At 71.0% G+C, this 24240-nt stretch carries 19 protein-coding genes and 1 pseudogene; 4 read left to right on the top strand and 16 right to left on the bottom strand.

The genetic code is table 11. The annotated features are described in order from the left end of the window. Positions 1 to 2: 2 nt before the first annotated feature. The 10 genes from ACSMXV_RS37335 to ACSMXV_RS37290 all read right to left on the bottom strand — a co-directional run bounded on the left by ACSMXV_RS37335 (position 3) and on the right by ACSMXV_RS37290 (position 13234). Complete coding sequence (locus tag ACSMXV_RS37335; protein WP_473175515.1) at positions 3 to 1382, bottom strand: acyl-CoA dehydrogenase family protein; 1380 nt, start codon at positions 1380 to 1382, stop codon at positions 3 to 5. Beyond that, the gene (locus tag ACSMXV_RS37330) at positions 1379 to 3850 is read right to left on the bottom strand and encodes a molybdopterin-dependent oxidoreductase (protein WP_473175514.1); all 2472 of its coding nucleotides are present in this window, start codon (positions 3848 to 3850) and stop codon (positions 1379 to 1381) included. Before ACSMXV_RS37330 ends, ACSMXV_RS37335 begins: the two co-directional genes overlap by 4 nt. Continuing rightward, complete coding sequence (locus ACSMXV_RS37325; protein ID WP_473175513.1) at positions 3847 to 5004, bottom strand: LLM class flavin-dependent oxidoreductase; 1158 nt, start codon at positions 5002 to 5004, stop codon at positions 3847 to 3849. Before ACSMXV_RS37325 ends, ACSMXV_RS37330 begins: the two co-directional genes overlap by 4 nt. A gap of 77 nt (positions 5005 to 5081) precedes the next feature. After that, positions 5082 to 6197 carry an ABC transporter ATP-binding protein gene (locus ACSMXV_RS37320; protein ID WP_473175512.1) on the bottom strand — a complete coding sequence of 372 codons (1116 nt, stop codon included), beginning with the start codon at positions 6195 to 6197 and terminating at the stop codon, positions 5082 to 5084. Then, the gene (locus ACSMXV_RS37315) at positions 6194 to 7372 is read right to left on the bottom strand and encodes an ABC transporter ATP-binding protein (protein ID WP_473175511.1); all 1179 of its coding nucleotides are present in this window, start codon (positions 7370 to 7372) and stop codon (positions 6194 to 6196) included. Before ACSMXV_RS37315 ends, ACSMXV_RS37320 begins: the two co-directional genes overlap by 4 nt. Further along, positions 7356 to 8402 carry an ABC transporter permease gene (locus ACSMXV_RS37310; protein ID WP_473175510.1) on the bottom strand — a complete coding sequence of 349 codons (1047 nt, stop codon included), beginning with the start codon at positions 8400 to 8402 and terminating at the stop codon, positions 7356 to 7358. The genes ACSMXV_RS37315 and ACSMXV_RS37310 overlap by 17 nt, the downstream gene beginning before the upstream one ends. Next, complete coding sequence (locus ACSMXV_RS37305) at positions 8399 to 9514, bottom strand: ABC transporter permease (RefSeq protein WP_473175509.1); 1116 nt, start codon at positions 9512 to 9514, stop codon at positions 8399 to 8401. The genes ACSMXV_RS37310 and ACSMXV_RS37305 overlap by 4 nt, the downstream gene beginning before the upstream one ends. Further along, positions 9511 to 11133 (bottom strand): ABC transporter substrate-binding protein, encoded by a 1623-nt coding sequence (locus tag ACSMXV_RS37300; RefSeq protein WP_473175508.1) that lies wholly within the window; start codon positions 11131 to 11133, stop codon positions 9511 to 9513. Before ACSMXV_RS37300 ends, ACSMXV_RS37305 begins: the two co-directional genes overlap by 4 nt. 704 nt (positions 11134 to 11837) lie before the next feature. After that, positions 11838 to 12770: a DsbA family protein gene (locus tag ACSMXV_RS37295; RefSeq protein ID WP_473175507.1), complete on the bottom strand. Its 933-nt coding sequence runs from the start codon at positions 12768 to 12770 to the stop codon at positions 11838 to 11840. After that, entirely contained in the window at positions 12767 to 13234 is a 468-nt protein-coding gene (locus ACSMXV_RS37290; protein WP_473175506.1) for an RrF2 family transcriptional regulator, read from the bottom strand. The genes ACSMXV_RS37295 and ACSMXV_RS37290 overlap by 4 nt, the downstream gene beginning before the upstream one ends. Positions 13235 to 13497: 263 nt before the next feature. Between ACSMXV_RS37290 and ACSMXV_RS37285 the strand changes: the two genes are divergently transcribed. Continuing rightward, complete coding sequence (locus ACSMXV_RS37285) at positions 13498 to 14052, top strand: cupin domain-containing protein (protein WP_473175505.1); 555 nt, start codon at positions 13498 to 13500, stop codon at positions 14050 to 14052. 514 nt (positions 14053 to 14566) lie between these two features. Then, positions 14567 to 15175 (top strand): nitroreductase family protein, encoded by a 609-nt coding sequence (locus ACSMXV_RS37280; protein ID WP_473175504.1) that lies wholly within the window; start codon positions 14567 to 14569, stop codon positions 15173 to 15175. A gap of 223 nt (positions 15176 to 15398) precedes the next feature. Here ACSMXV_RS37280 and ACSMXV_RS37275 read toward each other — a convergent pair whose 3' ends face one another. Then, positions 15399 to 15833, bottom strand: a complete 435-nt coding sequence (locus ACSMXV_RS37275; protein ID WP_473175503.1) for a TlpA family protein disulfide reductase — start codon at positions 15831 to 15833, stop codon at positions 15399 to 15401. Between the two features lie 281 nt (positions 15834 to 16114). On the opposite strand from ACSMXV_RS37275, the gene ACSMXV_RS37270 reads away from it, so the two are divergent. Next, positions 16115 to 16525, top strand: coding sequence for a DUF4395 domain-containing protein (locus ACSMXV_RS37270; protein ID WP_473175502.1), 411 nt, complete (start codon positions 16115 to 16117; stop codon positions 16523 to 16525). A gap of 316 nt (positions 16526 to 16841) precedes the next feature. Next, entirely contained in the window at positions 16842 to 17540 is a 699-nt protein-coding gene (locus tag ACSMXV_RS37265; protein ID WP_473175501.1) for a 2-phosphosulfolactate phosphatase, read from the top strand. Positions 17541 to 17725: 185 nt separating this feature from the next. Here the strand turns inward: ACSMXV_RS37265 and ACSMXV_RS37260 are convergent, their stop codons facing one another. The 5 genes and pseudogenes from ACSMXV_RS37260 to ACSMXV_RS37240 all read right to left on the bottom strand — a co-directional run. Beyond that, positions 17726 to 19558 carry an ABC transporter ATP-binding protein gene (locus ACSMXV_RS37260; RefSeq protein ID WP_473175500.1) on the bottom strand — a complete coding sequence of 611 codons (1833 nt, stop codon included), beginning with the start codon at positions 19556 to 19558 and terminating at the stop codon, positions 17726 to 17728. A 317-nt stretch (positions 19559 to 19875) separates the two neighbouring features. After that, on the bottom strand, positions 19876 to 21672 hold the full coding sequence (locus ACSMXV_RS37255; RefSeq protein ID WP_473175499.1) for an acyl-CoA dehydrogenase: 1797 nt from the start codon (positions 21670 to 21672) through the stop codon (positions 19876 to 19878). Positions 21673 to 21746: 74 nt separating this feature from the next. Next, positions 21747 to 22526: an SDR family oxidoreductase gene (locus tag ACSMXV_RS37250; protein ID WP_473175498.1), complete on the bottom strand. Its 780-nt coding sequence runs from the start codon at positions 22524 to 22526 to the stop codon at positions 21747 to 21749. A gap of 131 nt (positions 22527 to 22657) precedes the next feature. Further along, positions 22658 to 23794, bottom strand: a complete 1137-nt coding sequence (locus ACSMXV_RS37245) for a cytochrome P450 (RefSeq protein WP_473179192.1) — start codon at positions 23792 to 23794, stop codon at positions 22658 to 22660. A 177-nt stretch (positions 23795 to 23971) separates the two neighbouring features. Further along, a pseudogene (locus ACSMXV_RS37240) lies at positions 23972 to 24194 on the bottom strand (aldo/keto reductase); the annotation flags it as partial. Between the last annotated feature and the right edge of the window lie 46 nt (positions 24195 to 24240).

Here is a 24240-nt window from a genome sequence, read left to right as displayed (position 1 = left end):
GGTCAGGTGCCTTTCACTGCGGTGGGGCGGCGGTGGTCGAGTGCGGCGCGGCCGACGGCGGTGACGACGCAGTCGTCCTGCGGGGTGTGGACGCGGCTGCAGAGCACGTCGCGGTAGTGGCGCTGGAGGGGGTTGGCGCGGGTCAGGCCGTGGTTGCCGGTCAGCTGCAGGGCCTGTTCGACGGCGCCGATGGCGGCGCGGGTGCCGAGGACCTTGGCGATGCCGGCCTGGGCCGGGGCATCCGGGTCGCCCGCGTCGACGCGCGCCGCGAGGGACTCGACGAGGACGGCGGCCCCGGTGAGAGCACTCTCGATCTCACCGACGGCGGTCTCGAACCGGGGCAGCGTGGCCAGCGGTGCGCCGAGCCCGGTGGGGACGCGTTCATGGAGGAAGCCGATGAGCCAGTCGCGGGCGGCATCGGCGACGCCGAGGTACAGGGCGGTGAGTCCGAGAGCGTTCCACGCTCCGGCTGCCGCGTCCTGGCGGGCACCGGGAGCGGCGGCGCGCGCCTCGGTGAGGCCGACGACCTCGTCGACGGGCACGCGGACGCCGTCCAGCAGCACGTCGTCGCTGCGGCTGGCGCGCAGCCCGACGTGGTCCCAGGTCGGCTCGATGGACAGCCCTGGGCTGTCGCCCCGGACCAGGAACGAGCCGACGCGTACCGGGTCTTCGTCGGTGCGGGCGTAGACGAGCATGCGGCTCAGTCCGACCGCGCCCGTCGAATAGATCTTCCGGCCCGTCAGCACCCAGTGGTCGCCGTCGCGGCGTGCCGTGGTGGCGGGCAGGCCGCCACGTACCGGGCTGCCGAGCTCCGGCTCGACGCGCAGGGCGTTGACGAGGGCGGGCCGCGTGGCGGCCTCGCTGAGGAACTCGGCGTAGGTGGCTGCGGGCCAGCTCGGGTTGCGGGCCTCCCCGGCGTGAACGAACAAGGTCATGGCGGTGACGAGGGCGACGGCCGGATCGCCGGCGCCGAGAGCGCGCAGGATGCGGACGGTGTCGAAGAGGCCCGCGCCCGGGCCGCCGCACCTGGGCGCGACGGTCGCGGTGAGCAACCCTGCCTCGTGAACGAGAGCGATGCCCTCGGTGGGGAACGATGCGTCGCGGTCGTGTTCGGCGGCACGGGCGGCGAGGGCGCGGGTGACGTCGGGGAGACGGTCGAGATCGAGGGGTGGCAGCGCGAGGGCGGAGCGGTCGGTGCCCCGGCCCTGTGTGTCGGTGCGGCCGGTAAGGAGGCCGTCCTCGTCCGGGCGGCCGGTGCGTCGGCCGTCGGTGCCCGGGCGGCCGGTGTGGGAGCTGTCCGCGTCGGGCCGACCGGCACGAGATCCGTCCCCGTCGGAGCGGCCGGTGGCGGTCAGGTCGGTGGTCTGGCCAGTACGTGTCATGGGGTCTCCGGCCGGTCGAGATGAGTGAGGTGGTCGGCGTGGTCTGGGTCGCCGCCTGCGGCTGATCGGGGGCCACGGGCATAGCGCGGCACGGATGCGCCGTCCTGGAGCCGTGGCGGGCGCCGCACCGTCACGGGAGGCGCCTCGCCCTCGTACCTCTCCGCCTGGACGAGGGCGTGCTGCCCGGTGCAGCCCTGCGTGAGCCGGGAGCTGGGCACGTCGGCGGTGAGGGCGTTGGGGTTGCCGTGCAGGCACAACGGCACATCGCCGTCTCCGTCGCCATCGTCGGGAGCCGGGTCGAACCACGCACCGGTGGGCAGCCGCAGCACGCCGGGGCGCAGCCCGTCGCCGAGCCGGGCTCCGGCGAGGACGGCGCCGCGGTCGTTGAAGATGCGTACGACGTCGCCGTCGCGGATGCCGCGCACCGCGGCGTCGTCGGGGTGTAGTTCCACCGGCTCGCGCCCCGCGACCTTCGAGGCCATGCTGTGCGCGCCAACGTCGTACTGGCTGTGCAGCCGGGTGGCGGGTTGGTTGGCGATCAGCAGCAGAGGGTGGCGCTCGGCAGCGACGGCTCCAGGCCATTCGTCGGGCTCCAGCCAGGCGGGGTGACCCGGGCAGTCGGCGAGCCCGAGATCGCCGATCGCGGCCGAGGCGATCTCGATACGGCCACTCGGGGTGTCCAGCGGAAAGGCGTCCGGGTCCCGGCGGAAGTCCTCGAAGAGAGTGAAGTCGCTTGGCCCGGAGGGAAGTTCGTACTCCCCGGCCGCCCAGAATTCCTCGAAGCCAGGAACGTTCGCGCTGGTGGCTCGGCTCAGCTCCTCGCGCCACTCGCCGTACAGGTGCTCCAGCCACTGGCGCGGCGTACGGCCTTCGGTGAAGCGCTCTCCGAATCCGAGGCGGGCGGCGAGCTCCCCGAGGATGGCGTAGTCGTCACGGGCTTCGCCCACGGGGTCGACGGCTCGGTGCATGGCGATCAGATGGGTGTCGCGCCGTCCGCCGCCGAAGTCCTCGCGTTCCAGTGAGGTGGTGGTCGGAAGGACGATGTCGGCATGGCGTGCGGTGGCCGTCCAATGGGGTTCGTGGACGACGATGGTGTCGGGGCGGGCGAAGGCCCGGCGCAGCCGTCCGAGGTCCTGATGGTGGTGGAAGGGGTTGCCGCCGGCCCAGTGGACGAGCCGGATGTCGGGGTAGGTGCGCTGCTCGCCGTCGTAGTCGTAGCTCTCGCCCGGGTGCAGCAGCATGTCGGCGATGCGGGCGCAGGGGATGAACTCGTCGACGGGGTTGGGTCCTTGGGGCAGATGCGGCAGCCGCAGCTGGGGGCCGTGGTCGCCGACGTCGCCCATCGAGCCGTAGCCGTGTCCGAAGCCGCCGCCGGGCAGGCCGATCTGGCCGAGCATCGCGGCGAGGGCGAGGCCCGCCCATACGGGCTGCTCGCCGTGCTGGATGCGCTGCAGCGACCAGGTGACGGTGACCAGGGTGCGCGATGCGGCCATGCGCCGGGCCAGCCGGCGGATGTCGTCCGCGTCGAGACCGCAGATGTGGGCGGCCCAGTCGGCGCTCTTCGCCGTGCCGTCCGTGCGGCCGTCGAGGTAGCGGGCGAAGGTGTCGAAGCCGGTGGTGCAGCGGTCGAGGAAGGCACGGTCGTGCAGGTTCTCGGTGAGCAGAGTGTGCGCGAGGCCGAGCATGAGAGCGGTGTCCGTGGCGGGAACGACCGGGTACCACGTGCTGTCCGGCCCATCCGGCAGGTCGGCCCGCAGTGGGCTGATCAGCGCGATGTGGGTGCCCGAGGCGGCGAGGTCGGCGAGACGACCGGGGGTGCGGTGCCGGGTGACGCCGCCAGGCGTCACGTACACGTTCTTCGCCGGGATGCCGCCGAACGCGACGATCAGCTCGGTGTGCTGCACCAGCGTCGGCCAGCTGGAGGCGGCGCGCAACACGGCTTCCGTGCCCGCTCGTCCTACCAGGTGGGGAAGCAGGACGAGCGAGGTGCCGAGGCTGTAGGAGTTACGGGACGCGGTGTAGCCGCCGAACTGGGCGAGGAAGCGGTGCAGTTGGCTCTGCGCGTGGTGGAAGCGGCCGGCCGACGCCCAGCCGTAGGAGCCGCCGAACACCGCCTGGGGGCCGTGTTCGTCGCGTACGCGGGCGAGTTCGGCCGCGACGAGGTCGAGCGCCTCGTCCCAGCCGACCTCGACGAACGGCTCGCGGCCGCGTGCCCGGCTCGGGCCGGGACCGTGCTCCAGCCAGCCGCGCCGCACCGCGGGCCTGCGCACACGGGTGGCGTGGCGCAGCGCCCCGTCGATGTTGCCGAGCAGCGGGGACGGCGCGGGGTCGGCAGGATGTGGCCGGATGTCGAGACGGCCGTCCGCGTCGGAGCCCACGCTGTACGCGCCCCAGTGGGAGGTGGTGGGCACATACGCGGTCACGGGCGGCCGGGCGTCGGCACGACCGACGGGGGCGGAGGCTGTCATGCCGGCACCACGGGGTCTTCCAGGGCGGCAGGGGCGGTACGCGCATCGCGTGCGGCTCCGGAGCGGACCAGGTCGATGAGAGTGCCGTAGTCCCGGGCGTCGGCAAGCGGGGAGAAGCCGCGGATGAGCAGGGTCGTGACGCCGAGAGACACATAGTCCAGCAGGGATTCGGCGACCTGCTCGTAGCTGCCGACCAGCGCCGTGGAGTTGCCCGCCGCACCGGTGGTCTTCGCGATCGCGGTCCACAGCCGCTTGTCGTGTACCTCGCCCTGAGCCGCGTACTCCAGAAGGCGCTGGGAGCCGCGCTGCTCGCTGTGGTCGATGTTGAAGGCCTTGCGCAGCTCGCCGAAGCGCTCGTTGGTCAGCCGCAGGATCTCCCGGGCGCGCTCCCATGCCTCTGTCTCGGTCGCGGCGGGAATGGGCCGCAGGCTGACACTGAATCGCGGGTTGCGGCCGTACGGTGCGGCAGCGGCCCGCACCTCGCGGATGCGCTCGGCGATGCCGGCCAGCGGCTCGCCCCAGAAGGCGTAGACGTCGGCGTGCTTGCCGCCGACGCGGATGGCGTCGGCGGAGGCGCCGCCGAAGTAGACGGGGATGGGTGCGGCGGGGCGCACGGCGGAGAACCCGCCTTTGACCTGGTAGAAATCGCCGTCGTGGTCGAAGGGTTCCGTGGCGGTCCACTCCTTGCGGACCACGTCCAGGAAGTCGTCGGTGCGGCGGTATCGGGTCGGCTTGTCGGTGAAGTCGCCGTCGCGGGCTTGGTCGGCATCGTCGCCGCCCGTGATGACGTGCAGGGCGACCCGTCCGGGATGGAAGGCGTCGAGGGTGGCGAACTTGCGGGCTGCCAGCGTCGGGGCGACGAAGCCTGGGCGGTGCGCGAGCAGGACTCCAAGGCCCTGGGTGTGGGTGAGGACCTGGTCGGCGACGGTGAAGCCGTCGGGGCTCGCCGAGGAATGGGCGACCAGCACACGGTCGAAGCCGGACGCCTCGTGTACGCGGGCGACCTCGCGTACGTAGTCGGGCTGGACGACGGGACCGGGGGCGTGGCCCGCGCCCGGCTGCGGGGAGCCGCCGTTGCGGGTGGCGGTGGGTGTGGCGGAACCGCTCTCGCTGGTCTCCTGGGTGGCGGCGAAGCCTATGAATTCGATGGCCATGGTGGCGTGACTCCGGGATGGTCGAAGGGATGGGGGGCGGGGCGGCGGATACGCCGGGTGCCGTTGCGAAGGGCGGCTCAGCCGAGACGCGCGCGCCACGAACCGGCGTGGTGGCAGACGACGGTGTGCCCCACGGCCGAGGCCTTGTCGCCGGCCGATGCTTCGAGCGCCCCGTGCTCGTGGTCCTGCGGCACCGAAGGTCCCTCTACGGCCGCCGGTCGGGGCTCCGTGCGGCATGCGTCGTCGGCGAACCGGCAGCGCGGCGCGAAGACACAGCCCACGTCGTCCGGCCACAGGTCGCGTCCGGCCGGTGCACGCAACTCCGCAGGTACCAACCGGTGTTCGGAGCGCACGCTGGGTGCGGAGGCGGTGAGCAGCGCCGTGTACGGATGCCGTGGGTGCTCCAGCACCTCGCTGATGGGCCCCTGTTCGACGAGTCGGCCTCGGTAGAGGACGGCCACTCGGTCGGCGATCCCCGCCAGGGAGCTGAGGTCGTGGGAGATGACGACGACGGCGAGCCCGAGTTCGCGGCGGAGCCGGTCGAGGAGGCCGAGGACGAGGTTGCGGTTGGAGGCGTCCAGAGCGCTGACGGGTTCGTCGCTGAGCAGCAGCTGCGGCCTGGTGACGATCGCCCGGGCCAGTGACACGCGCTGGCGCTGTCCGCCGGAGATCTGCCCGGGGGTGCGCGACCCGATCTCCGCGGCGTCCAGTCCGACCAGGCTCAGCGCCTCCTCGGCCCGCACCGCTCGCTCCTGTCGGCTCAGCGCGCCGACGGCCGCGAACGGCTCGGCCACGATCTGGCGGACAGTGAGGTCGGGGTCCTGGGACCGCAGCGGGTCCTGGAACATGTACTGGACGCGTCCGGAGCGGCGGAAGTCCCGCAGCTCGCTCCGGCGCAGGGCAGTCAGGTCGCGGCCGTCGAAGCGGATGCTGCCCGCGTCGGGGCGGACCAGTCCGACCGTGGCGCGTGCGAGCGTGGTCTTCCCCGAACCGGTCTCGCCGATGATGCCGACGATCTCCCCCGCCCGCACGGTGAGGCCGACGTCGGCCAGCACACGCGTGCGCCGGGCCGAGCCTCGTGCGACAGCCCGGCGGCCGTAGGACACACCGAGCCCCGTGATCTCCAGCAGCGGCGCCGGGGTGCCGGACTCGGAGGCCTCTGCGCTGCGGTCGGTGGCCAAGGTGCTGCTCACAGGGCCGCTCCTTGCGGTACAGGCAGGCCGGGGTCGGCCGCGGCGGCCGAGGGTGTCTCGCCGGACGGGCCGGCGGGGCGAAGGCAGCGCGCCCGGCGGCCGCCGTCGAGCGTGCGCAGCGCGACGGGCCCGGCGGTGCACTCCTTCGTCACGTACGCGCAGCGGTCGGCGAAGCGGCAGCCCGGCAGGTCCGCGCCCGTCTCGGGCGGTCGGCCGGGGATGATGTCGAGTTCCCGGCGCCCCCAGTCGCCGATGGACGCAACGCGCAGCAGCGCTTCGGTGTACGGGTGCGCGGGCGCGGCCAGGACCTCGGTGGTCGGGCCGTCCTCGACGATCTCGCCCGCGTACATCACGACGACGCGGTCGCAGCTCTCGGCGACCACGGCGAGGTCGTGCGTGACCAGGAGCAGCGCGAGGCCTTGTTCCTTGCGGAGGGTCTGGAGCAGTTCAAGGATCTCTGCCTGGATGACGACGTCGAGAGCGGTGGTCGCCTCGTCGGCGATGAGGAGTTCCGGTTCGCAGGAGACGGCGATGGCGATGAGGACGCGCTGCAGCATGCCGCCGGACAGCTCGTGCGGGTACTGGTGGTAGAGCTCGGCGGGACGGTGCAGTCCGACGGCGGCGAACAGTTCCACGGCGCGGGCGTATGCCTCGGACCGCGACAGGCCCCGTCCCACGCGCAGTTGCTCGCCGAGCTGGCCGCCGACGGTGAGCGAGGGATTGAGGTACGAAGCGGGGTCCTGGAAAACGGCGCCGATGCGGCGGCCTCGTATCGCGTTCCATTGCTTGCGGGAGAGCGCCGTCAGTTCGGCGGACTCGGACGCCGGCAGCGTGGCGGCGTCCGCATCCGTGGCCCCGTCTGCGGCCGTGTCCGTGCGGGGAGAGAGCGTGATCCGTCCGTCCGAGACCCGGCATCCGGGCGGCAGCACTCCCAGCACGGAGCGGCACGTCAGGCTCTTGCCGCTGCCCGACTCCCCCACCAGGCCGACCGCTTCACCGCGCGCCAGGCTGAACGACACGTCGCGTACGGCTCGTACGGTCCGGCCGATGGTGACGTCCAGGCCCTCGACGGTGAGTACGGCGGCCGCGGAGGCGGGCACGTGGGTGTGCGCGCCGGTGCTGGGGGCGCTCTCCGCACGCAGCGGCTCAACCGTTGCTTCAGCCGGTCGTGACACGGTGCTCGGCCTCCTCTGGCTGTTCGATGTGGGTCCGCTCGATGGTCGCCGCCGTGTCGGCATGGTCCTCAGACAGCAACTCGGGATCCTCCGATGGTGTCGCACGCTTCGCGGAACGTCCTTGCGTTACCGGGGAGTTGAGGGGTTCATGGTCCTCGGTCACCAAGGCGGGAGCCGTGCCCTCGGCCCTGGGCGGCTTCCCCAGCTCACCGGCCGTGGGAGCTCCGCTGTCGCGGATTGCGTCCGCGAGCAGGTTGAGCGCCCCGACGGTGATCATGATCGCGGCGCCCGGGATGAGCGGCGCCCAGGGCTGCTGAGCCAGATAGCCGAGGTCGGACGCGAGCATCCCGCCCCACGTGGGCGCGGGCGGCTGGACACCTAGACCGAGGAAGGTCAGCGACGATACGACGAGCAGGGCCTGCCCGACCGTCTGCGCCGTGGTCACCGCGATCGTCGGGAGGATCTTGCCCCAGACGTGGGTGCGCAGGATCCACCAGCGCGACGCGCCCATCAGCTCTGCGGCCTCCACGTACTGCGCCTGCTTCAGGCCGAGCGCTGCCGCCCGCGTGACGCGGAAGTACAGCGGTGCGAACAGCACGCCGAGTGCCAGCATCGCCTGGTGCATGCCGTTGCCCAGCGCCCCGACCACCGCGATCGCGAAGACCGTGAACGGCATGATCATCAACGTGTCGGCGGCCCGCTGCGTGGTCCACTCCACGGTCCGGCCCAGCCACACGGACGCGACGCCCGGGATGACGCCCAGCAGCATCGCGGCCGCCACCGCCTCCAGCGCACCGGCGATCGACAGCCCGGTACCGGCGATCAGCCTGCTGAGGACGTCCCTTCCGAGATAGTCGGTGCCCAGCAGATGTGCGGCGCTGGGCCCTTGCAGCATGTCCGCGGGATGCTGGGCCAGCGGGTCGTCGGGCGCGAGCGCACCGCCGGCGACGGCAAGCACCGCGACCACTGCGAGCACAGCCAGCGCGATACGGGCCGAGCGCTGGCGCCAGGTGAGACGGAGAACCCTCATGCGCCGCCTCCCTCGGCCGGTGCGGTCAGGGCGCGTCCGCCCCTGTTCCTGCGTGCGGCGGGGTTGAGCGCGGCGAGCACGGCGTTGACCGCGATGTTCGCGACGAGCACGACGGCCACGGTGACCAGGAGGGTGCCCTGGACGACCGGGATGTCGTGCCGCTCCGCCGCCTGCAACGACAGCTGCGCGATCCCTGGCAGATTGAAGATCTTCTCGGTGACGACGGCACCGCCGAGGATCACCGGCACGCTCATGCCGAGGACGGTCAGCGCCGGTCCTGCGGCATTGCGCAGCACATGCCCGAACAGCACGCGGCGGGCGGAGTATCCGCGCATCTCGGCGCCGGTGACGTAGTTCTCGCGCAGGGCACCCACCAACGAGGTGCGCAGCTGCCGGGCGATGGAGGCGGCGGCGTCCAGACTCAGCGCGAAGGCAGGCAGGATCGCGTACCGCAGCCACTGCCCGACCCCGGCGTTCAGTGGTTCGTAGCCCCCCGTGGGCAGCGCGCCGAACTGCACTGCGAAGACGACGATGAGCACGATGCCGATCAGGAACGGCGGAAGAGTCGACAGCACCGAGCAGACGAGCGTGACGGCCCGGTCGATACGGCCACCGCTGTGCAGAGCCGCAGCGATACCGGCGCCTCCGCCGATCACCACAGCGAGCAGCAGTGCGAGTCCGGCGATGGACAGGTCGACGGGCAGTGCCTGCGCGATGCTGTCCGCCACCGGCACACCGGTGAACCACGACACGCCCAGATCACCGCTGAGAGCGCTCCCGAGCCATGTCACGTACTGCACGTACAGCGGGCGGTCCAGGCCGAACTGGGCCTCCATCCGGGCGATGTCGGCCGGTGTGGCGAGGTCGCCGAGGACGGCGGCGGCCGGGTTGGCCTCGGACAGGGCGCCGAGTGCGAAGGTGAGCAGGGAGGCAAGGACGAACACCGTGGCGGTGACGACGAGGAGTCGGCCGAGCGGGCGGGGCGCCGCGGTGAGGCGCCGGAACAGCGACTCCCGTACGCGCGGCCGTGCTGCCGGCCCGGCGGGAGAGGGGCCCGGCCCCCGGCCTGCGCGCCCCGGGCCCCGGCCGGTCAGTGCTGCGGGAGCGGTCATGAGACGGTGACCCCCTCGAACCGCTGGACGACGGTGTAGGCCGGGATCTCGGAGACCTTGGGATTGCGGGCCAGGATGCGCGGCACGGTGTAGAGGAACACGTTCGGCATGGTGCGCACCGCGATGCCCGTCGCCTTCTGCAGCACTTCCGGGTACTCCGGCGCGTCGAGCGGCGTACGGCGGACGACGTCGAGAGCCTTCTCGAGCTCGGATGAGGTGGTGCGCCCCGGGTTCATCAATCCTTCCTCGCCGAAGAGCACCTGGAAGGCCTGCGTGGCGGAGTCGCGTCCGGCGAACTGGTCGACGTACAGGGCCTTGCTGCGCTGGATGTAGACGATCTGCGTGGCCTGGTCCGAGGGAATGGCCTCAAGGGTTGCGGTGATCCCGACCTTCTTCAGCTGAGCCTGAATCAGCTCCGGGACGCCTTCGGCCTTCTGGGCCGACAGCGTGATCTTCAGCCCGTCCGCATAACCGGCCTTGGCCAGCAGCTCCCTGGCCTTCGCCGGGTCGTACGGGAACAGCTTGTCGAGCGCTTCGTCGTGGCCCGCATAGCCGCGTGGGAAGGGCTGGCGGGTGACTTCTCCGTAGCCGAAGGCGGCGGTCTTCAGGAGCTCTTCGCGGTCGATCGCGTACTTCAGGGCGAGGGCGACGTCCGGGTCGGTGAAGGGCTTCTTGCCGATGTGCACATCGAGGACGGCCACCACCATCGACGGGATGACCTGGACCTCCAGGCCGGCGGCCTTGGCTGCCTTGACCTGGCTGCCAGGTATCTGCGCGACGTTGTACTGCCCGGACTGCAGCGCCGCGACGACCGTCGAGGGCTCAGGAAGCGGGTGGAGCTCGAAGTTCTCGGTCTTGATCTGGCCGGCGTCCCAGTAGGCCGGGTTGCGGCGCAGGACCGCCTTGGAGTTCTCGACGTACGAGACGAGGGTGTACGGCCCGGCGCCGGCGGGTTTCGTGGAAAGGCTCGCGGCGTCCTTCTCGAGGACCTTCGGGTTGACGATCATTCCGGTCTTGCCTGCGAGGAGGGCGGGAATCTGGAAGTCGGGTGCGGCCAGCCGCAGTTCGACGGTGTGCTCGTCGAGCGCGGTCACCTTCTCGACCCCGATCAGCTGGGCGGCCACCAGGGACTTCTCGTAGTCGCGGCCTCGCTCGAGGCTCTTCTTCACGGCGGTGGCGTCAACGGGGCTGCCGTCGCTGAACGTCTCTCCCGAGCGGAGGGTGAAGGTCACGACGGTGCCGTCGTCGTTGTACTTCCACGACTTGGCCAGGGCGGGTACGGCGACGCCCTTGGGGTCGAGCTTCGTCAGCGCCGCATAGACAAGGGAGAGAGCGTGCACGTCCCACCCGGCCGACGAGGTGGCCGGGTCCCATGAAGTGGGCAGCGCCCAGCCCCACTTGAGGGTTCCGCCGCCGCTCTTGGCGGCCGAGGTGGACTGTCCTCCGCAGGCGGTCAGGGCGAGGGTGGCCCCTGCTCCGAGCGACAGTCCGAGGAAGGAACGCCGGTCCAGGGCCTTCAGGGCCGGAAGACGGTTGTGGCGCGGGCTGTCCGCGTCAGCACCCTCGAAAGGCGACCGGCGGGATGGTTCCGAGGTGGAGGGCGAGCGAAACTTCGGCATGGAAGCGCACCTTTCTGGGCCGCGCCGTTGTGAGACGGGTACGCGGGCGGGCCGTGGGGCGCCCGGTCGGCGGGGCGCGGGCGGGGAGGCGAGGGATGACAGGAGGCAGGACGGGCGAACGGGATGCCATACGGAGGCGGCCCCGGAGAGGTCGGCGGTGGCAGACGAGGGCGTCCGGCGATGACGGTCTGGCGTATCGGCCTATGGGCGTCAGGCGGAGCGTCTGGATGGCCGCGGGCACGCACCGCCGCACCGCACTCCGCGTCAGAGGTGCGCTGTCCAGGGCGCGGATCATCTGATGCGGAAAAGGTGATGCGTCATCAAACCGGTGATGGATTTCAGGCCACTCGGGCCTTCTGCTGCCTACGGCGCTGTCCAACGAGGCAGCACCGGGCGGGAGTCCCGGGATCCGGAGTGCGGAAGGCGCCGACCGACCGGGTCAGCGACAGAGCGCACTGGAGGTGCGTCGATAGTCCACGTAGCGGCAGACCACGCCGGGATGCAGCGAAAGCATGTCTCGTATCCTCACGGCTGCGCACCCCCACTGTCAATGGACACCTTTAGGTGTCTCATTGTCCGAGACCCCGGCGACCTGCGCGTTCGCTCAATCTCTCGGCCGATGCACGGCGTTCGCACGTCGGCTGCCGACATCGCTTTCGTGCGAACGGCGGCCGGAAACCGCTCCGGCCGACGACGGCGCGACATCAGCTCGTCCGCCGGCGTGTCGCCGGATGGGTCTCGGCCTCCTCCGGGTGCAGCCACAACGGCCCGTTCGCCGTCTCCACCACGGTCGCACCGTGCGGCGGCTCCAAGGCGCCGGTCAGCAACTGGAGTTCGGGCCGGGTGACGCTGCGCCAGTGGTTCAACGCCGCTTCGGCGGACACGGCCTCCGGAGCGGGAAGCGGTGTCCCGGCCGCCGCGGCAGCCGCCTCGAGGTAGCTCTTCAGGGGCCTCCACCCCGGTACGCAGATCCGCCCGCCCGGGCCGTCGAACAGCAGCGTCGGCAGGGCATAGCGGCGCCCGTCGCCCACCTCTTTGGCGCGCCCCGGATGCGGCCCCGGCCCTTGCAGATCGCACACCTCGGCCAGGGGCCGGCGGGTCTCCGCCCAGTCATCCCGCACCGCCGCACGCGCGTCGGCCATCGTCCGGTCGTCGAGCAGTTTCCGGATGTCGAGCCCCGGAACACCGCGTATGGCCTCCTCCACACCCGCCGGAGTGTCCGCAGGCGTGCCCAGCACGAACGTCGTCTCCCGCAGCCGGCGCAGTACGCGCTCCGCCACCCGCTCACCTTGTGCCTCGGCGGCCTTGGCCGCGATGGACGCGGGCCAGCTGGTGCGGCTCAGCCAGTGCAGACGGGCGGCGTAGGGTGCGTGCGTGTGCTCGGCGACGCCCTTGATGAATCCCTCGTACCAGCGTGCCTCGGCATCGGGGTCGGGGGCGGGGTCGTCGTCCTCGTCGAAGAGGATGCCGAACACCCGCCGCCAACGCAGGTGAGGTGCCAAGCCGTGCCGCAGCAGACGGAAGACCGGTTCGGAGCCCCAGGCCCACGGGCAGGCAGGGTCGGTGAACTCGGTGACGTGTACGAGCGGTTGCGCAACAGCGCCCGCCTCGCCCGTTTCCGCAGCTTGCGTGCTCATGCCGTGACGGCCGCAGAGGCGTCGCGCGCCCTGCCGGCCTCACCGTCCCCGTTTCTCGCGTCCGCGCCCCGCTCGGCGAGATCACCGATGGTCGTCCGTGCGAGCAGCGCCTGTGCGTCGGACTCGACTCCGCGCCACAGGTCCGGCAGGCCGGACGCGGCACCCGGGTAGCCGAGCGCCTCGGGGCGTATGCCGCGTACGGTGAAGAACTCGCCGTCGACGGCCGTCATCACCTCGGCGACCGTGATCGTGGCCGCGTCCCGACCGAGCCAGTAACCTCCCTCGCAGCCGCGCTGGCTGCGCACAAGACCGGCCGACCGCAGGTCGCGGAACACGGACTTGAGGAAGCGGAACGGGATGTCCTGCGCCGAGGCGATGCCCTCGCACGTCAGCGGCCGCGCACTGTCGGCGGCGAGCTCGACGAGTGCCCGCACCGCATAGTCCGCCCTGGCAGAGATCTGCATGTGCACCGTCTTCCCGAAACGTCGGTTCCAGCATCGGCCGACCCAGCAGGGCCCGTGGTACGGCCAGGTCGGCGACAATGGACACATCTTGACATCCATTTCCCGGGCTCTCTACGGTCATCTCAAGGATCTTGCGCACGCCCTCGGTCGATGAGCCCCTGCTGCGGCCTTCCGCAGCATCTGCCCGGCCCCCACACCGGCGGGCGCCCGCCCCATTCCGGCCCGGCCGCCCCGGCCCGCCCCGACGAGCAGGACTCCCTCCCATGGCCCCGCACACCCCGCCCAAGCCGTCCGACGAAGCCGCCCCCACCCAGCAGGACGCCTTCCATCCGCACCTTCCGGACAACGGCCACGACCACATCGGTGACGGCAGCGCGCTGCCGCTGCGTGCCCGGCTGCACCACATCCGTGCCGACGCGCTCGACGGCGACACGGCCCAGACCGGCGGCATGCGCCGCTTCGCCGCGATCAGCGGGCGGACCGTCGGCTCCGAGCGCATCTGGATGGGGCAGACCCATGTCGCCCCCGACACCGCCTCCTCCAACCACCACCACGGAGCCTCCGAAACGGCGATCCACGTCGTGAAGGGCCACCCGGAGTTCGTGTTCCTCGACGACTCCTCGGGCACGCCCGAGGAGATCCGGATCCGCACGGCACCGGGCGACTACATCTTCGTCCCGCCATTCGTCCCGCACCGCGAGGAGAACCCGAGCCCGGACGAGGAGGCCGTGGTGGTGATCGCCCGCAGCACCCAGGAGGCCGTCGTGGTCAACCTGCCCGAGCTCTATGTCCTCGGCAAGGAGCCTGGCAGGGACTGAAGAGCGCTCTCAGCAGAACGCTCTCAGCCGTGGGGCCCGGATCGGTCGGCCGGTACGGGGAGTACTGGTGCTGTCTGCGGCGGCTGTGCTTTGCTGACCCCAGGACCGTGCTCGTGACCCGCCGCCACGTCGACTTCGTGCGCGTCACGACCACGGCGTGTCCCGCCGGGCGCTGACGCCGCGCCCCAGGCGTCGTGCCGCTGCCTCGCGGCGCTTCGTTCAACGCCACGCGCCGCCCGGCCCGGTTCGTGCCACGCCCGCCCGGCCGGCCCTGTTCGTGCCACGCCCCGCCCTGCCCCGTTCATGCAGGCTGTCGCGGCCTCGGCCGCCTGGCTGTCTTTCTGACCGAGGCGGTGAACAGTCACGGCAGCGGCCTGGACCGGTGCCAGCTGGGTCGGAGCGCGCTTCGCTCATCACTGGAACTGACGGCAGGGCAGGCCCCCACCCTTCACCCCATCGACCCATCGGCCCATCGACCCATCGACCCATCGACCCATCGAGGAAAGGCATCAGCATGTCTCCCCGCACCGCGAACATGGCCGTGGCCGTCCACCCACTGCTCGCCGAGCGCTGGAGCCCACGCTCCTTCGACGCCACGCACACGATCAGCGACGAGGAGCTCGTCTCGCTCCTCGAGGCGGCCCGCTGGGCGCCCTCCGCGCGCAACTCGCAGCCGTGGCGCTTCCTGGTCGGCCGGCGCGGCGACACCACGTACGAGCAGATCTTCTCCACCCTCATGTCCGGCAACAGGCTCTGGGCGGGGCAGAGTTCGCTGCTGGTCGCGGCGGTGGCGGCGGAGCGCCTTGAGGACGGCACGCCGCACCACGGCGCCGCGTACGACACCGGGCTCGCCGTGGCTCAACTGGCGGTGCAGGCACACGCCTTGGGGCTGCACGCCCACCAGATGGGCGGCTTCCACCCCGAGCAGCTGTGCTCGGCGCTGGGGATTCCGGACGGCTACCGGCCGCTTTCCATCACCGCGATCGGGTCCCTGGCCCCGGCGGAACTCCTCCCGCAGGAACTGCGCGACCGCGAGACCGCCGACCGCGAGCGGCGCCCCCTGGCGGACACCTTCTTCGCGGAGAGCTGGGGCAAACCGCTTCCGGTCCGGCACGACGGTTGAGCGGGCACACCATGCGCGCATACGGATTCAAGTCGAACGGCGGCCCGGAGGTCCTGGAGGAGATCCAGGTGCCGACGCCGGTGCCCGGCCCGGGCCAGGTGCTGAACAAGTCGCGTACGCCGGTGTGAACTTCGCGGAGGTGCAGCACCGGCGTGGCGAGTCACAGGCTCGTGGCGTCCTCGTAACGGCCTTCGGTGCCATGTCGCCAAGCGGCCGGTCAGTGTCACGACGCTGCTGCGGAGGCCCCGGTTGCCTTGCCGATGGCCGCGATCACTTCCGCGCGCCGGGGCTCTCCGGACGCCCTGCCGACAACCCGGCCCGACGGGTCGAGTACCAGCACGGTCGGCGTCCGCAGGATTCCCAGCCGCCTCACCAGCTCGATCCGGTCCTCCGCGTCGAGCTCCACATGCGCCGCTCCCGGCACCGTCCCGGCGACCTCCGTCAGCAACCGCCGCGTGGCCCGGCAAGGCGAGCAGAAGTCAGTGGAGAACTGAACCAGAGTCACCCGCTCCCCCAACTCGGCCCCGATCTCCGCCGCCGACAGGCGCTCGGCACCGTTCCGGGGCCGCTCCCGGACCTTGCCGCTGCGCGCCGCCCGTACCACCCCGAAGATGCTCGCCACTACGAGCACCGCGACACACACCACCCACCCGGTCATACGACCAGTCTGCACCACCTCCGAACTCACCCTCGAACCCTCCTGGCTCTCCGAACCCTCCGTACCGTCCGAACTCTCCGGATCCCTCCGGAATCTGCCCGCCACCACGCCATCGACCGCTCGGTACCCCACAGCTAACATGACGGCCATGGACTCCTCTCCCCCTCCGCTGCGGCTGACCACCCGTCGTGTGGTCGACCTCTGCCGGGTCACGGTCTCCCGCTGTCGCTGACACCTGCACCGGCCCGACCACCGTCCCCCTCCTCCCGGAGTCCTCCCTCATGCAGATCGACCCGCGCGGCCCCCGCTTCGCCGCCGCGCTCACCACACTTGTCCTGTGCGCGGTACTGATCACCGGCAGCGGTGCCCTCCTCGCCGTGCAGACCGCGGTCTTCGCTCTCGGGGCGTTCGCCGGCCTGCAGTACTCCCCGTACGGCTGGCTGTACCGCGTCGCCGTTCGGCCCAGGCTCGCCCCGCCGAGCGAGCTGGAGGACGCCCGGCCACCCCGCTTCGCCCAGGGCGTCGGGTTCGGCTTCGGCCTGGTCGGCACCGTCGGTTACCTCGCCGGCGCCGACTGGCTCGGCCTGACCGCTACCGCGTTCGCCCTCGCCGCGGCCTTCCTCAACTCGGCCTTCGGCTACTGCCTCGGTTGCGAGATGTACCTGCTCATCCGCCGCGTCCGAAGCACCTGAGCACACCCTCAGGGCCGCACTCCCGTAGCTCACCGGTACCTCCCCGTGGCTCGACGGCGCCATGGCCAGCGATATGACGACTCGTCACGCCCGCTACCGGACTGGGAGAGGCCGGGGTGGAGCGATGGCACCGCGGCCAGCAGTGCGCGTGCGAGATCCTGTTGCTTCCTTTGGCCGGGCGCAGGTCCGGGGTCATGCCATGCCATGCCGCGGTGCGACCGGTTCGACAGGCCGGGGCCGGATGGCGCCATGCGACAGGCGACAGGCGACATACGACATACGACATACGACATACGACATACGACATGCTGATCGAATGAGCTTCCGGTTTGCCGGCATACCAGACCTGGCCGAGACGCCATCCGTCGCTGTGGTCTTCGACGTCATGCGAGCCTTCACCGTGGCGGCCTGGGCGTTCGCGCGGGGAGCCGAGAAGATCGTCCTGGCCGAGTCCCTGGATGCGGCCCTTGAGTTGAAGAGCGGAAACCCGGATTGGGTTGCCCTGAAAGACGGTGCGCCCGCTCAGGGCTTTGATGCGGTCAACTCCCCGGGGCTGGTACGGGACATGGACCTGACGGGCCGGACCGTGGTGCAGAAGACCACTGCTGGAACGGTGGGTGCGCTGGCAGTCGGGGACGCCTCGCTGGTGCTGTGTGCGAGCTTCGTGGTGGCGGACGCGACGGCCCGGTTCCTGCGTGCCGAGCGCTGTGAGGATGTGACGTTCGTGATCACGGGCGAGGACGGGAACGCCGACGAAGACCTGGCGTGTGCGCACTATGTCGCTCGACGGATCGACGATGTCCGGGCCGAGGCCGCCGAGTTCGTCAGCCGGGCCGGGCGGTCCCGGGCGGCCGCCGATCTCACCGACGGTCTCCGCCGTGGATACCAAGGGATTCATCCCGACGATGTCGCGCTGTGCCTCGAGGTGGACGAGTTCCCGTTTGCGCTGAGGGCCTCGCGGGAGGACTCTCTGATGGTCGTACGTCCCGTAATGCCGCCGGCACTGGGTTCGTAGCAGTCCGGATCCCGCCCAGCACTAGGACCAGGTCACCCATCCGGGCCTATCCCCCCACGACCGATCGCCCCGTCACATTACCCATGCCCTACGCCGTCCGCGTCGACCAGCTCGACATCGGCCCCGCCCCATCGCTGATCGCCTCGGAGGGCGGGTCCTGACCCGGTGTGATCCGGGTCAGGACTTCAGCGCAGGTCGGCCCGCGCGGCACTGTCGGCCCGTGCGGGGGCGTCGTCGAGGAAGCCGCCCGACTGGTGCTGCCACAGCTTCGCGTAGGCGCCGTCCGCCGTGAGCAGCTCCTTGTGCGAGCCCTGCTCGACGATCCGTCCGCGGTCGAGGACGACGAGCTGGTCCATGGTGGCGACCGTGCTCAGCCGGTGCGCCACCACGAGCGCAGTCCGCCCCTCCATGAGCCGCCACAGCGCCTCCTGGACGAGGATCTCGCTCTCGGAGTCCAGGGCGCTGGTCGCCTCGTCGAGCAGCAGGATCGGCGCGTCGCGCAGGATCGCCCTGGCGAGGGCCACCCGCTGGCGCTGTCCGCCGGACAGCTTGACACCGCGCTCGCCCACCATGGTGTCGAAGCCGTCCGGCAGCGCGTCGGCGAACTCCGTGACGTGCGCCGCCTCGGCCGCGCGGCGGATCTCGGCTTCGGTGGCGTCCGGGCGGGCGAACGCGATGTTGTCCCGCAGGGTGCGGTGGAACATCGCCGGATCCTGCGGCACGTAGGCCATCAGGCCCCGCAGGTCGGCCTGGCGCAGCCTGCTGATGTCCTGGCCCCCGATCAGGATCCGCCCTCCGTCGATGTCGGTCATGCGCAGCAGCAGCCGGGTGAGCGTGGTCTTGCCGCCGCCGGACCGGCCGACGAGACCGATCTTCGCCCCGCTGGGCACAGCCAGGTCGAGGCCATCGAAGAGCGGCTTCCCTCCCCCGTGGGCGAAGGTCACCTGGTCGAAGCGGACGTCGGCGCCCCTCGATTTCAGCGGCTCCGGCGACTCCGGGTCGAGCACGGTCGGCGGCTTCAGCAGCAGTTCGGTGAACTGCGCGGCCTCCGTCATCGAGCTCTCCAGGCGACGGTAGATCTGGTTGAACTCGAACATGATCCGCGTCGCGTTGGTGTAGTACGTGAAGGCGACGACGACCGCCTCCACGCCGTGTCCGCCCCCGGCGAGCGCGACCGCGACCAGCAGGCCCAGCGCGTTGGTCAGCACGGACATCGGCGCGACCAGCGTGTCGATGCGCAGGTTGCCGTAGTCCCACGACCGCAGCGTGAGCCGCCGCGACTCCGCGACGCGGGACCGGTGCTCGGCGGCCTCGCGTTCCTGGGCGGCGAACGCCCGGACCGTGTCCATGTTCATCAGGCTGTCGGCGACGTGCCCCGACACCCGGGCGATCGCCTCCTCGCGCTGGCGAACGAGCGCCTGGCGGCGACGGATGAGGGGCACCACGCACAGCGCCGTCAGTGCGATCATCGCCAGGAGCCCGACGACGAGCAGCGGTTCGTAGCGCCACAGCACCACCGACCCGAAGATCAGCGGCACGAAGCTGCCCACGACCGAGAACGTCAGCGTGTCGATGAACTCCTCGAAGCGGGAGGCGAAGCTCAGGACCCGCTTGGTCAGCGACCCGGCGAAGTTGTCGTGGAAGAACACGGCGTCCTTGGCGAACAACTCGTCCATGCCGATCACGTACAGGTGCTCGATGCCGAGGGCGTCAAGGCGGTTCAGGCAGTGCAGGCCGATCCGCCACAGCGTCTCGGCGAGCAGCAGGACGCCGGCGAAGCCGAGGACGTAGGGCAGCGTCGAGCCGACGGTGATACCGGTGTCACCGGCGATTCGGCCGACGAGCTTCGCGACGACCAGCGGCGCGATGTAGTTGAGGCCGATGTTGCCCAGAGCCGGCAGCAGCAGCGCGGGCACCGTCCACCGCCGGAGCCGGGCTAACTCCCGTCCGTAATAACGAAGTGCGAGGAGCACCGAGCCCTTGCCCGGCGGAACCTCGCGCGATTCAGGCGATCCCATCCCAACCCTTTGTGGTCGTGCGGCAGCCCGCCACATGCTTCTCCGCGGAGAAGCCGTTGCCCTCACTGGCCGCGCGGAGCTTCGGTTCGGTTCGAGTGAGTGCCCTCGCTCGGGTCGTCCTCCGAAGGCCGGGGCACGACGACGGAGCCTCCGCGCGGCTCACGGGCGACGCGGGCGCCGCTACCGTGCGAGTACGCGCAGGCAAGGAACCGCAGTGTCCCGCGACGGCGCCCGCGGAGTCCAAGCGTTTTCTCAGCCGGCGGCACGCCGCACACACGTGCGGTCCCTGGGGATGGCAGGGACCCCATGGCCGTGGATCAGAACCACTCGGGACGGCTGTCCGCCGCGGTGCGGTCCAGGCTGTCGAGCAGGTCGAACTGCGGCCCTGTACGGGGGAGTTCCACCCGGAAGAAGTACCGGGCCGCCTGTCGCTTGCCCTCGTGGAAGTCGTCCGCGTCGTCCTTGAGCGCGAGGAACTGCTCCAGCCAGATCCAGGCCAGCACCACGTGGCCGACGGCTTCCAGATAGACGGAGGCGTTGGCCAGGGCGGTCGCGGGGTCTCCGGTCGACCACAGTTTGCCGGTGGTCCGCTCGACGCGGGCTGCGGCCTGCTCCAGCCGGGCGGCCAGCTCAGCCGCCTCGCCACCGGCCTCCGTGCCCCGGGCGACGGTTGCCGAGAGGGTCTCAAGCAGCAGCTTCAGCCCTGCGCCGCCGCCCATGACGACCTTGCGGCCGAGCAGGTCCAGCCCGTGGATGCCGTGAGTGCCCTCGTGGATGGGGTTGAGGCGGTTGTCCCGGTAGAACTGCTCGACGTTGTACTCGCGGGTGTAGCCGTAGCCGCCGTGCACCTGGATGGCGAGGTCGTTGGCGGCCAGGCACCACTGCGACGGCCAGCTCTTGGCGATGGGCGTCAGGACGTCGAGCAGCAGCCGGGCGCGGGCGCGCCCGGACTCCTGCTCCGCGGTGCGCTCCTCGTCGAGCAGGCGACTGCAGTAGAGGCTGAGCGCAAGGGCGCCCTCCACATAGCTCTTCTGTGCCAGCAGCATCCGGCGCACGTCTGCGTGCTCGATGATGGGGACCTGCGGGGCGCCTGCGTCCTTGCCCGTCAGCGGGCGGCCCTGCGGGCGGGTGCGGGCGTAGTCGAGGGCGTGCAGATAGCCGGTGTAGCCGAGCGCCGTGGCGCCGAGTCCGACGCCGATGCGGGCCTCGTTCATCATGTGGAACATGTAAGCGAGCCCGTGGTGGGCCTCACCCACCAGGTAGCCCACCGCGCCCGGGGCGCCGCCCGGAGTGTGACGGCCCTCGCCGAAGTTGAGCAGTGTGTTGGTGGTGCCGCGGTAGCCCATCTTGTGGTTGAGGCCGGCCAGCACCACGTCGTTGCGCTCGCCCAGGCCCCCGTCCGGCTCGACCAGGAACTTGGGCACGATGAACAGCGAGATGCCCTTCACGCCCGCCGGCCCGCCGGGGATCTTGGCCAGCACCAGGTGGACGATGTTCTCGCTGAGCTCGTGGTCGCCACCGGAGATCCACATCTTGGTTCCGGTGATCCGGTACGTACCGTCGTCCTGCGGCACCGCCCGCGTGGTGATGTCGGCCAGCGAGGAGCCTGCCTGCGGCTCGGAGAGGCACATGGTGCCGAAGAAGCGGCCCTCGACCATGGGCCGCACGTAGGTGTCGACCTGCTCCTTGCTGCCGTGGGCGAGCAGCAGGTTGGCATTGCCGATGGTGAGGAACGGATATGCGGCGGTGCCGACGTTGGCGGCCTGGAACCAGGCCGTGCACGCGTTGGCGACCACGGTGGGCAGCTGCTGCCCGCCGACCTCGTAGTCCATGGCCGCGCCCGTCAGGCCTGCCTCGCCGAAGACGCGCAGCGCCTCCTTGACCTCCGGGATGATGTGCACGCGCTCGCCATCGAAACGGGGCTCCTCGGCGTCGTTCTTCTTGTTGTGCGGGGCGAAGTGCCGGGTCGCGATGGCCTCGCTGAGGTCCAGCACCGCGTCGAAGGTGTCCCGGTCGTGGTCGGCGTAGCGGGCGCGGCCGGTCAGGGCCGTGACGTCCAGCCAGTCGTGGAGCAGGAAGTCGAGGTCGCGGCGGGAAAGCAGCAGGGAGTCCATGGCGTGGGTCCGATCGGGGAGGGCGGCGGCAGCGGGTACGGGGAACGGGTACGAGTACGTGTCCTGGCGGCGGTTCAGACTGTGGTGCCGATGCCGCCGTCGACGGGGATCACCGCGCCGGTGACGTACGCTCCGGCCCGGCTGGCCAGGTAGACCGCCACGCCGGCCATGTCGTCGGGGCGTCCGATCCGGCGCAGCGGAGCGGACTCGGCCAGGGCGTCGCCGTGCGCCGTCAGTGTGGCGGCCATCATCTTCGACTCGAACGGGCCGGGGGCGATCGCGTTGACGGTGATGCCCTGTGGGCCGAGTTCCTTGGCCAGGACCCGGGTCAGGTGGTGCAGTCCGGCCTTGCTCGCCGCGTAGGAGTACGCCGGCAGGGGGCTCACGTGGAGACCGTCGATGGAGCCGACGTTGATCACGCGTGCCGGGTCGTCATGGGAGCCGGCCTTGCGCAGCAGCGGCAGCAGCGCCTGGGTCAGCAGGAAGGGGCTGCGCAGGTTGAGGTCCATCACCTTGTCCCAGCCGCTGACGGGGAACTCGTCCAGTGGTGCGCCCCAGGTCGCGCCGGCGTTGTTGACCAGGATGTCCAGCCGGTCCTCCCGGTCGGCGATCTCCGCGGCGAGCCGGTGGCACTCCTCCTCCCGGGACAGGTCCGCGGGCAGCGCGATCGCCTCGTTCGCCTCGCCGAGCGCGGAGAGCTCACGTACGGCCTCCTCGCACGCGGCGGCGTTGCGGGAACTGACGTAGACCCGGGCCCCGGCTTCGACCAGGCCGCGGGCGATCATCAGGCCGATACCGCGGGACCCTCCGGTGACCAGGGCGGTTTTGCCGGAGACGGAGAAAAGTGAGGTCACGGCGGACTCCAGGGGCGGTGATCGGGCAGGCAGACGCGAACTCCCTCGGATACTAAGCAGTCGCTTAGAACGCGTCAACCAGCCCGTCCGCGACGCGGCGACGACGGTGACGTCCCGCTGGTGCTCGGCGGTCACCTGGCGCCGTCGAGCACAACGGCGAAATCGCGAAGTTCGTAGCTGCCGATCGCGTCGTTGAAAGCGACCCTCGGCGGGGTCGCCATCCGGAGTCCCGGCAGGGCGAAGAGCCGGCTGAGGAGGACATCTGTCTCGAGGATTGCAATATGGGCGCCAGGGCACTTGTGCGGGCCGTCGCCGAAGGAGAGCCCCGGAGGGCCTGCGCCCTCGGTCATCGCGCGGCCGGGACAGATCCGTTCCGGACTCGCGCCCACCGCACGTCCGTCGAGATTGACCCCGTCGATCAGGATGTCCACCACTTCCCCAGCCGGCACTGTCACGGTCTCATCGCCACCGCCCGGCAGGGCGAGAGGAGCGGTGGTACGACGGCTGAGACGGCCGACGACCGGTTCGAGCCTCAGTATCTCGTGCAGGATCGCGATCCTGTCGGGCTCATCCGCCGCCTGATAGCGCGTGAGCAGTGCGGGATCGCTGAACAGATGCCAGGCCGCGGCGCTGACGAACTCGCGGGTCGTGACCATCCCCGCCGCGGCGAAAGTGAGGCACTCGCCGAGGATCTCGCCGGCCGAGCACCCCTCGTCGAGCAGGTGCGAGATCAGGTCGTCACGACGTTGCCGGCGGCGGACCCGCACGGCCGGTCGTACGTCCCCCAGATAGACCCGCAGCCAGTTCGCGTTCTGCCGCAACAGCCAGTAGATCCCATGGAAGCTCGTCAGCCCGGGCTTCCCGAACTTCTCGGGGAAGAAGCTTTCCAGCCGCTGCCGGATGCCGGGCCGGCTCTCCGTCAGGCCGATCACTGCGCAGGCGACCTCGATCGCCAACTGGAAGCTCAGATCGGGGAGATGTGCCCGGCCGGCGTCCTGGAGCTTCTGGATCTGGGTCTCCGCGACCCGGACCATGACATCGCGGTACCGCTCGTCGACGCGGCGAGGGGTGAAGAACCGGGCGGTCTGCCGCCGGTGTTCACGGTGTTCCGGGCCGTCCCGGTAGAGGACCGGCCGCCGGATGCCCGAAGGGAGCTTCTCCACGGTCTCTATCCCGAGACCGGCCTGCACGGTCGTGGTACTGCGTAACACAGCGCGGGCTTCCTCGTATCCGCGCACCTGCCAGACCCCATCGGGCCCGCGCCACACCGGACAGCTGTTCTCGGCCGGGCCCCGCTCGATCCTGCGGCATCCGTATTCCGTTTCCTCGCCGCCCACAGCGGCACCTCCGTTCGCCAGTGTCCCCGCCCCAACGGATTCACGTCCCCCTCTGCGAGGTCGAACTAACGTGTTGTGGCAGGGGAGTTGAGACTTCCGCGCTCACCTCACGGGCGGCGGCTTGGCGAGCATCCAGGCCAGGCACACGCGCTGCGGGCTGACGCTGCGGGCCTTGGCGACCCGGGCGAACGGGGCATATGCAGAGCCCAGTTCCCGGGCATGGGTGATGCCGCCGAGCGGGCTCCAGGGCAGGAACGCGATGCCGAGCTCGTCGCACAGCCGAAGCTCCGGCTCGCTGGGAGCGGAAGGCCGGGGAGAATTGGTTCTGGACCTCAGGAGGCGGTGGCGGCGGTGCAGGGTCTTTTGTGTGCGGAACC

This window comes from Streptomyces sp. DSM 42067, assembly GCF_055792885.1.
This window is presented reverse-complemented; position numbering and strand designations above follow the sequence as displayed.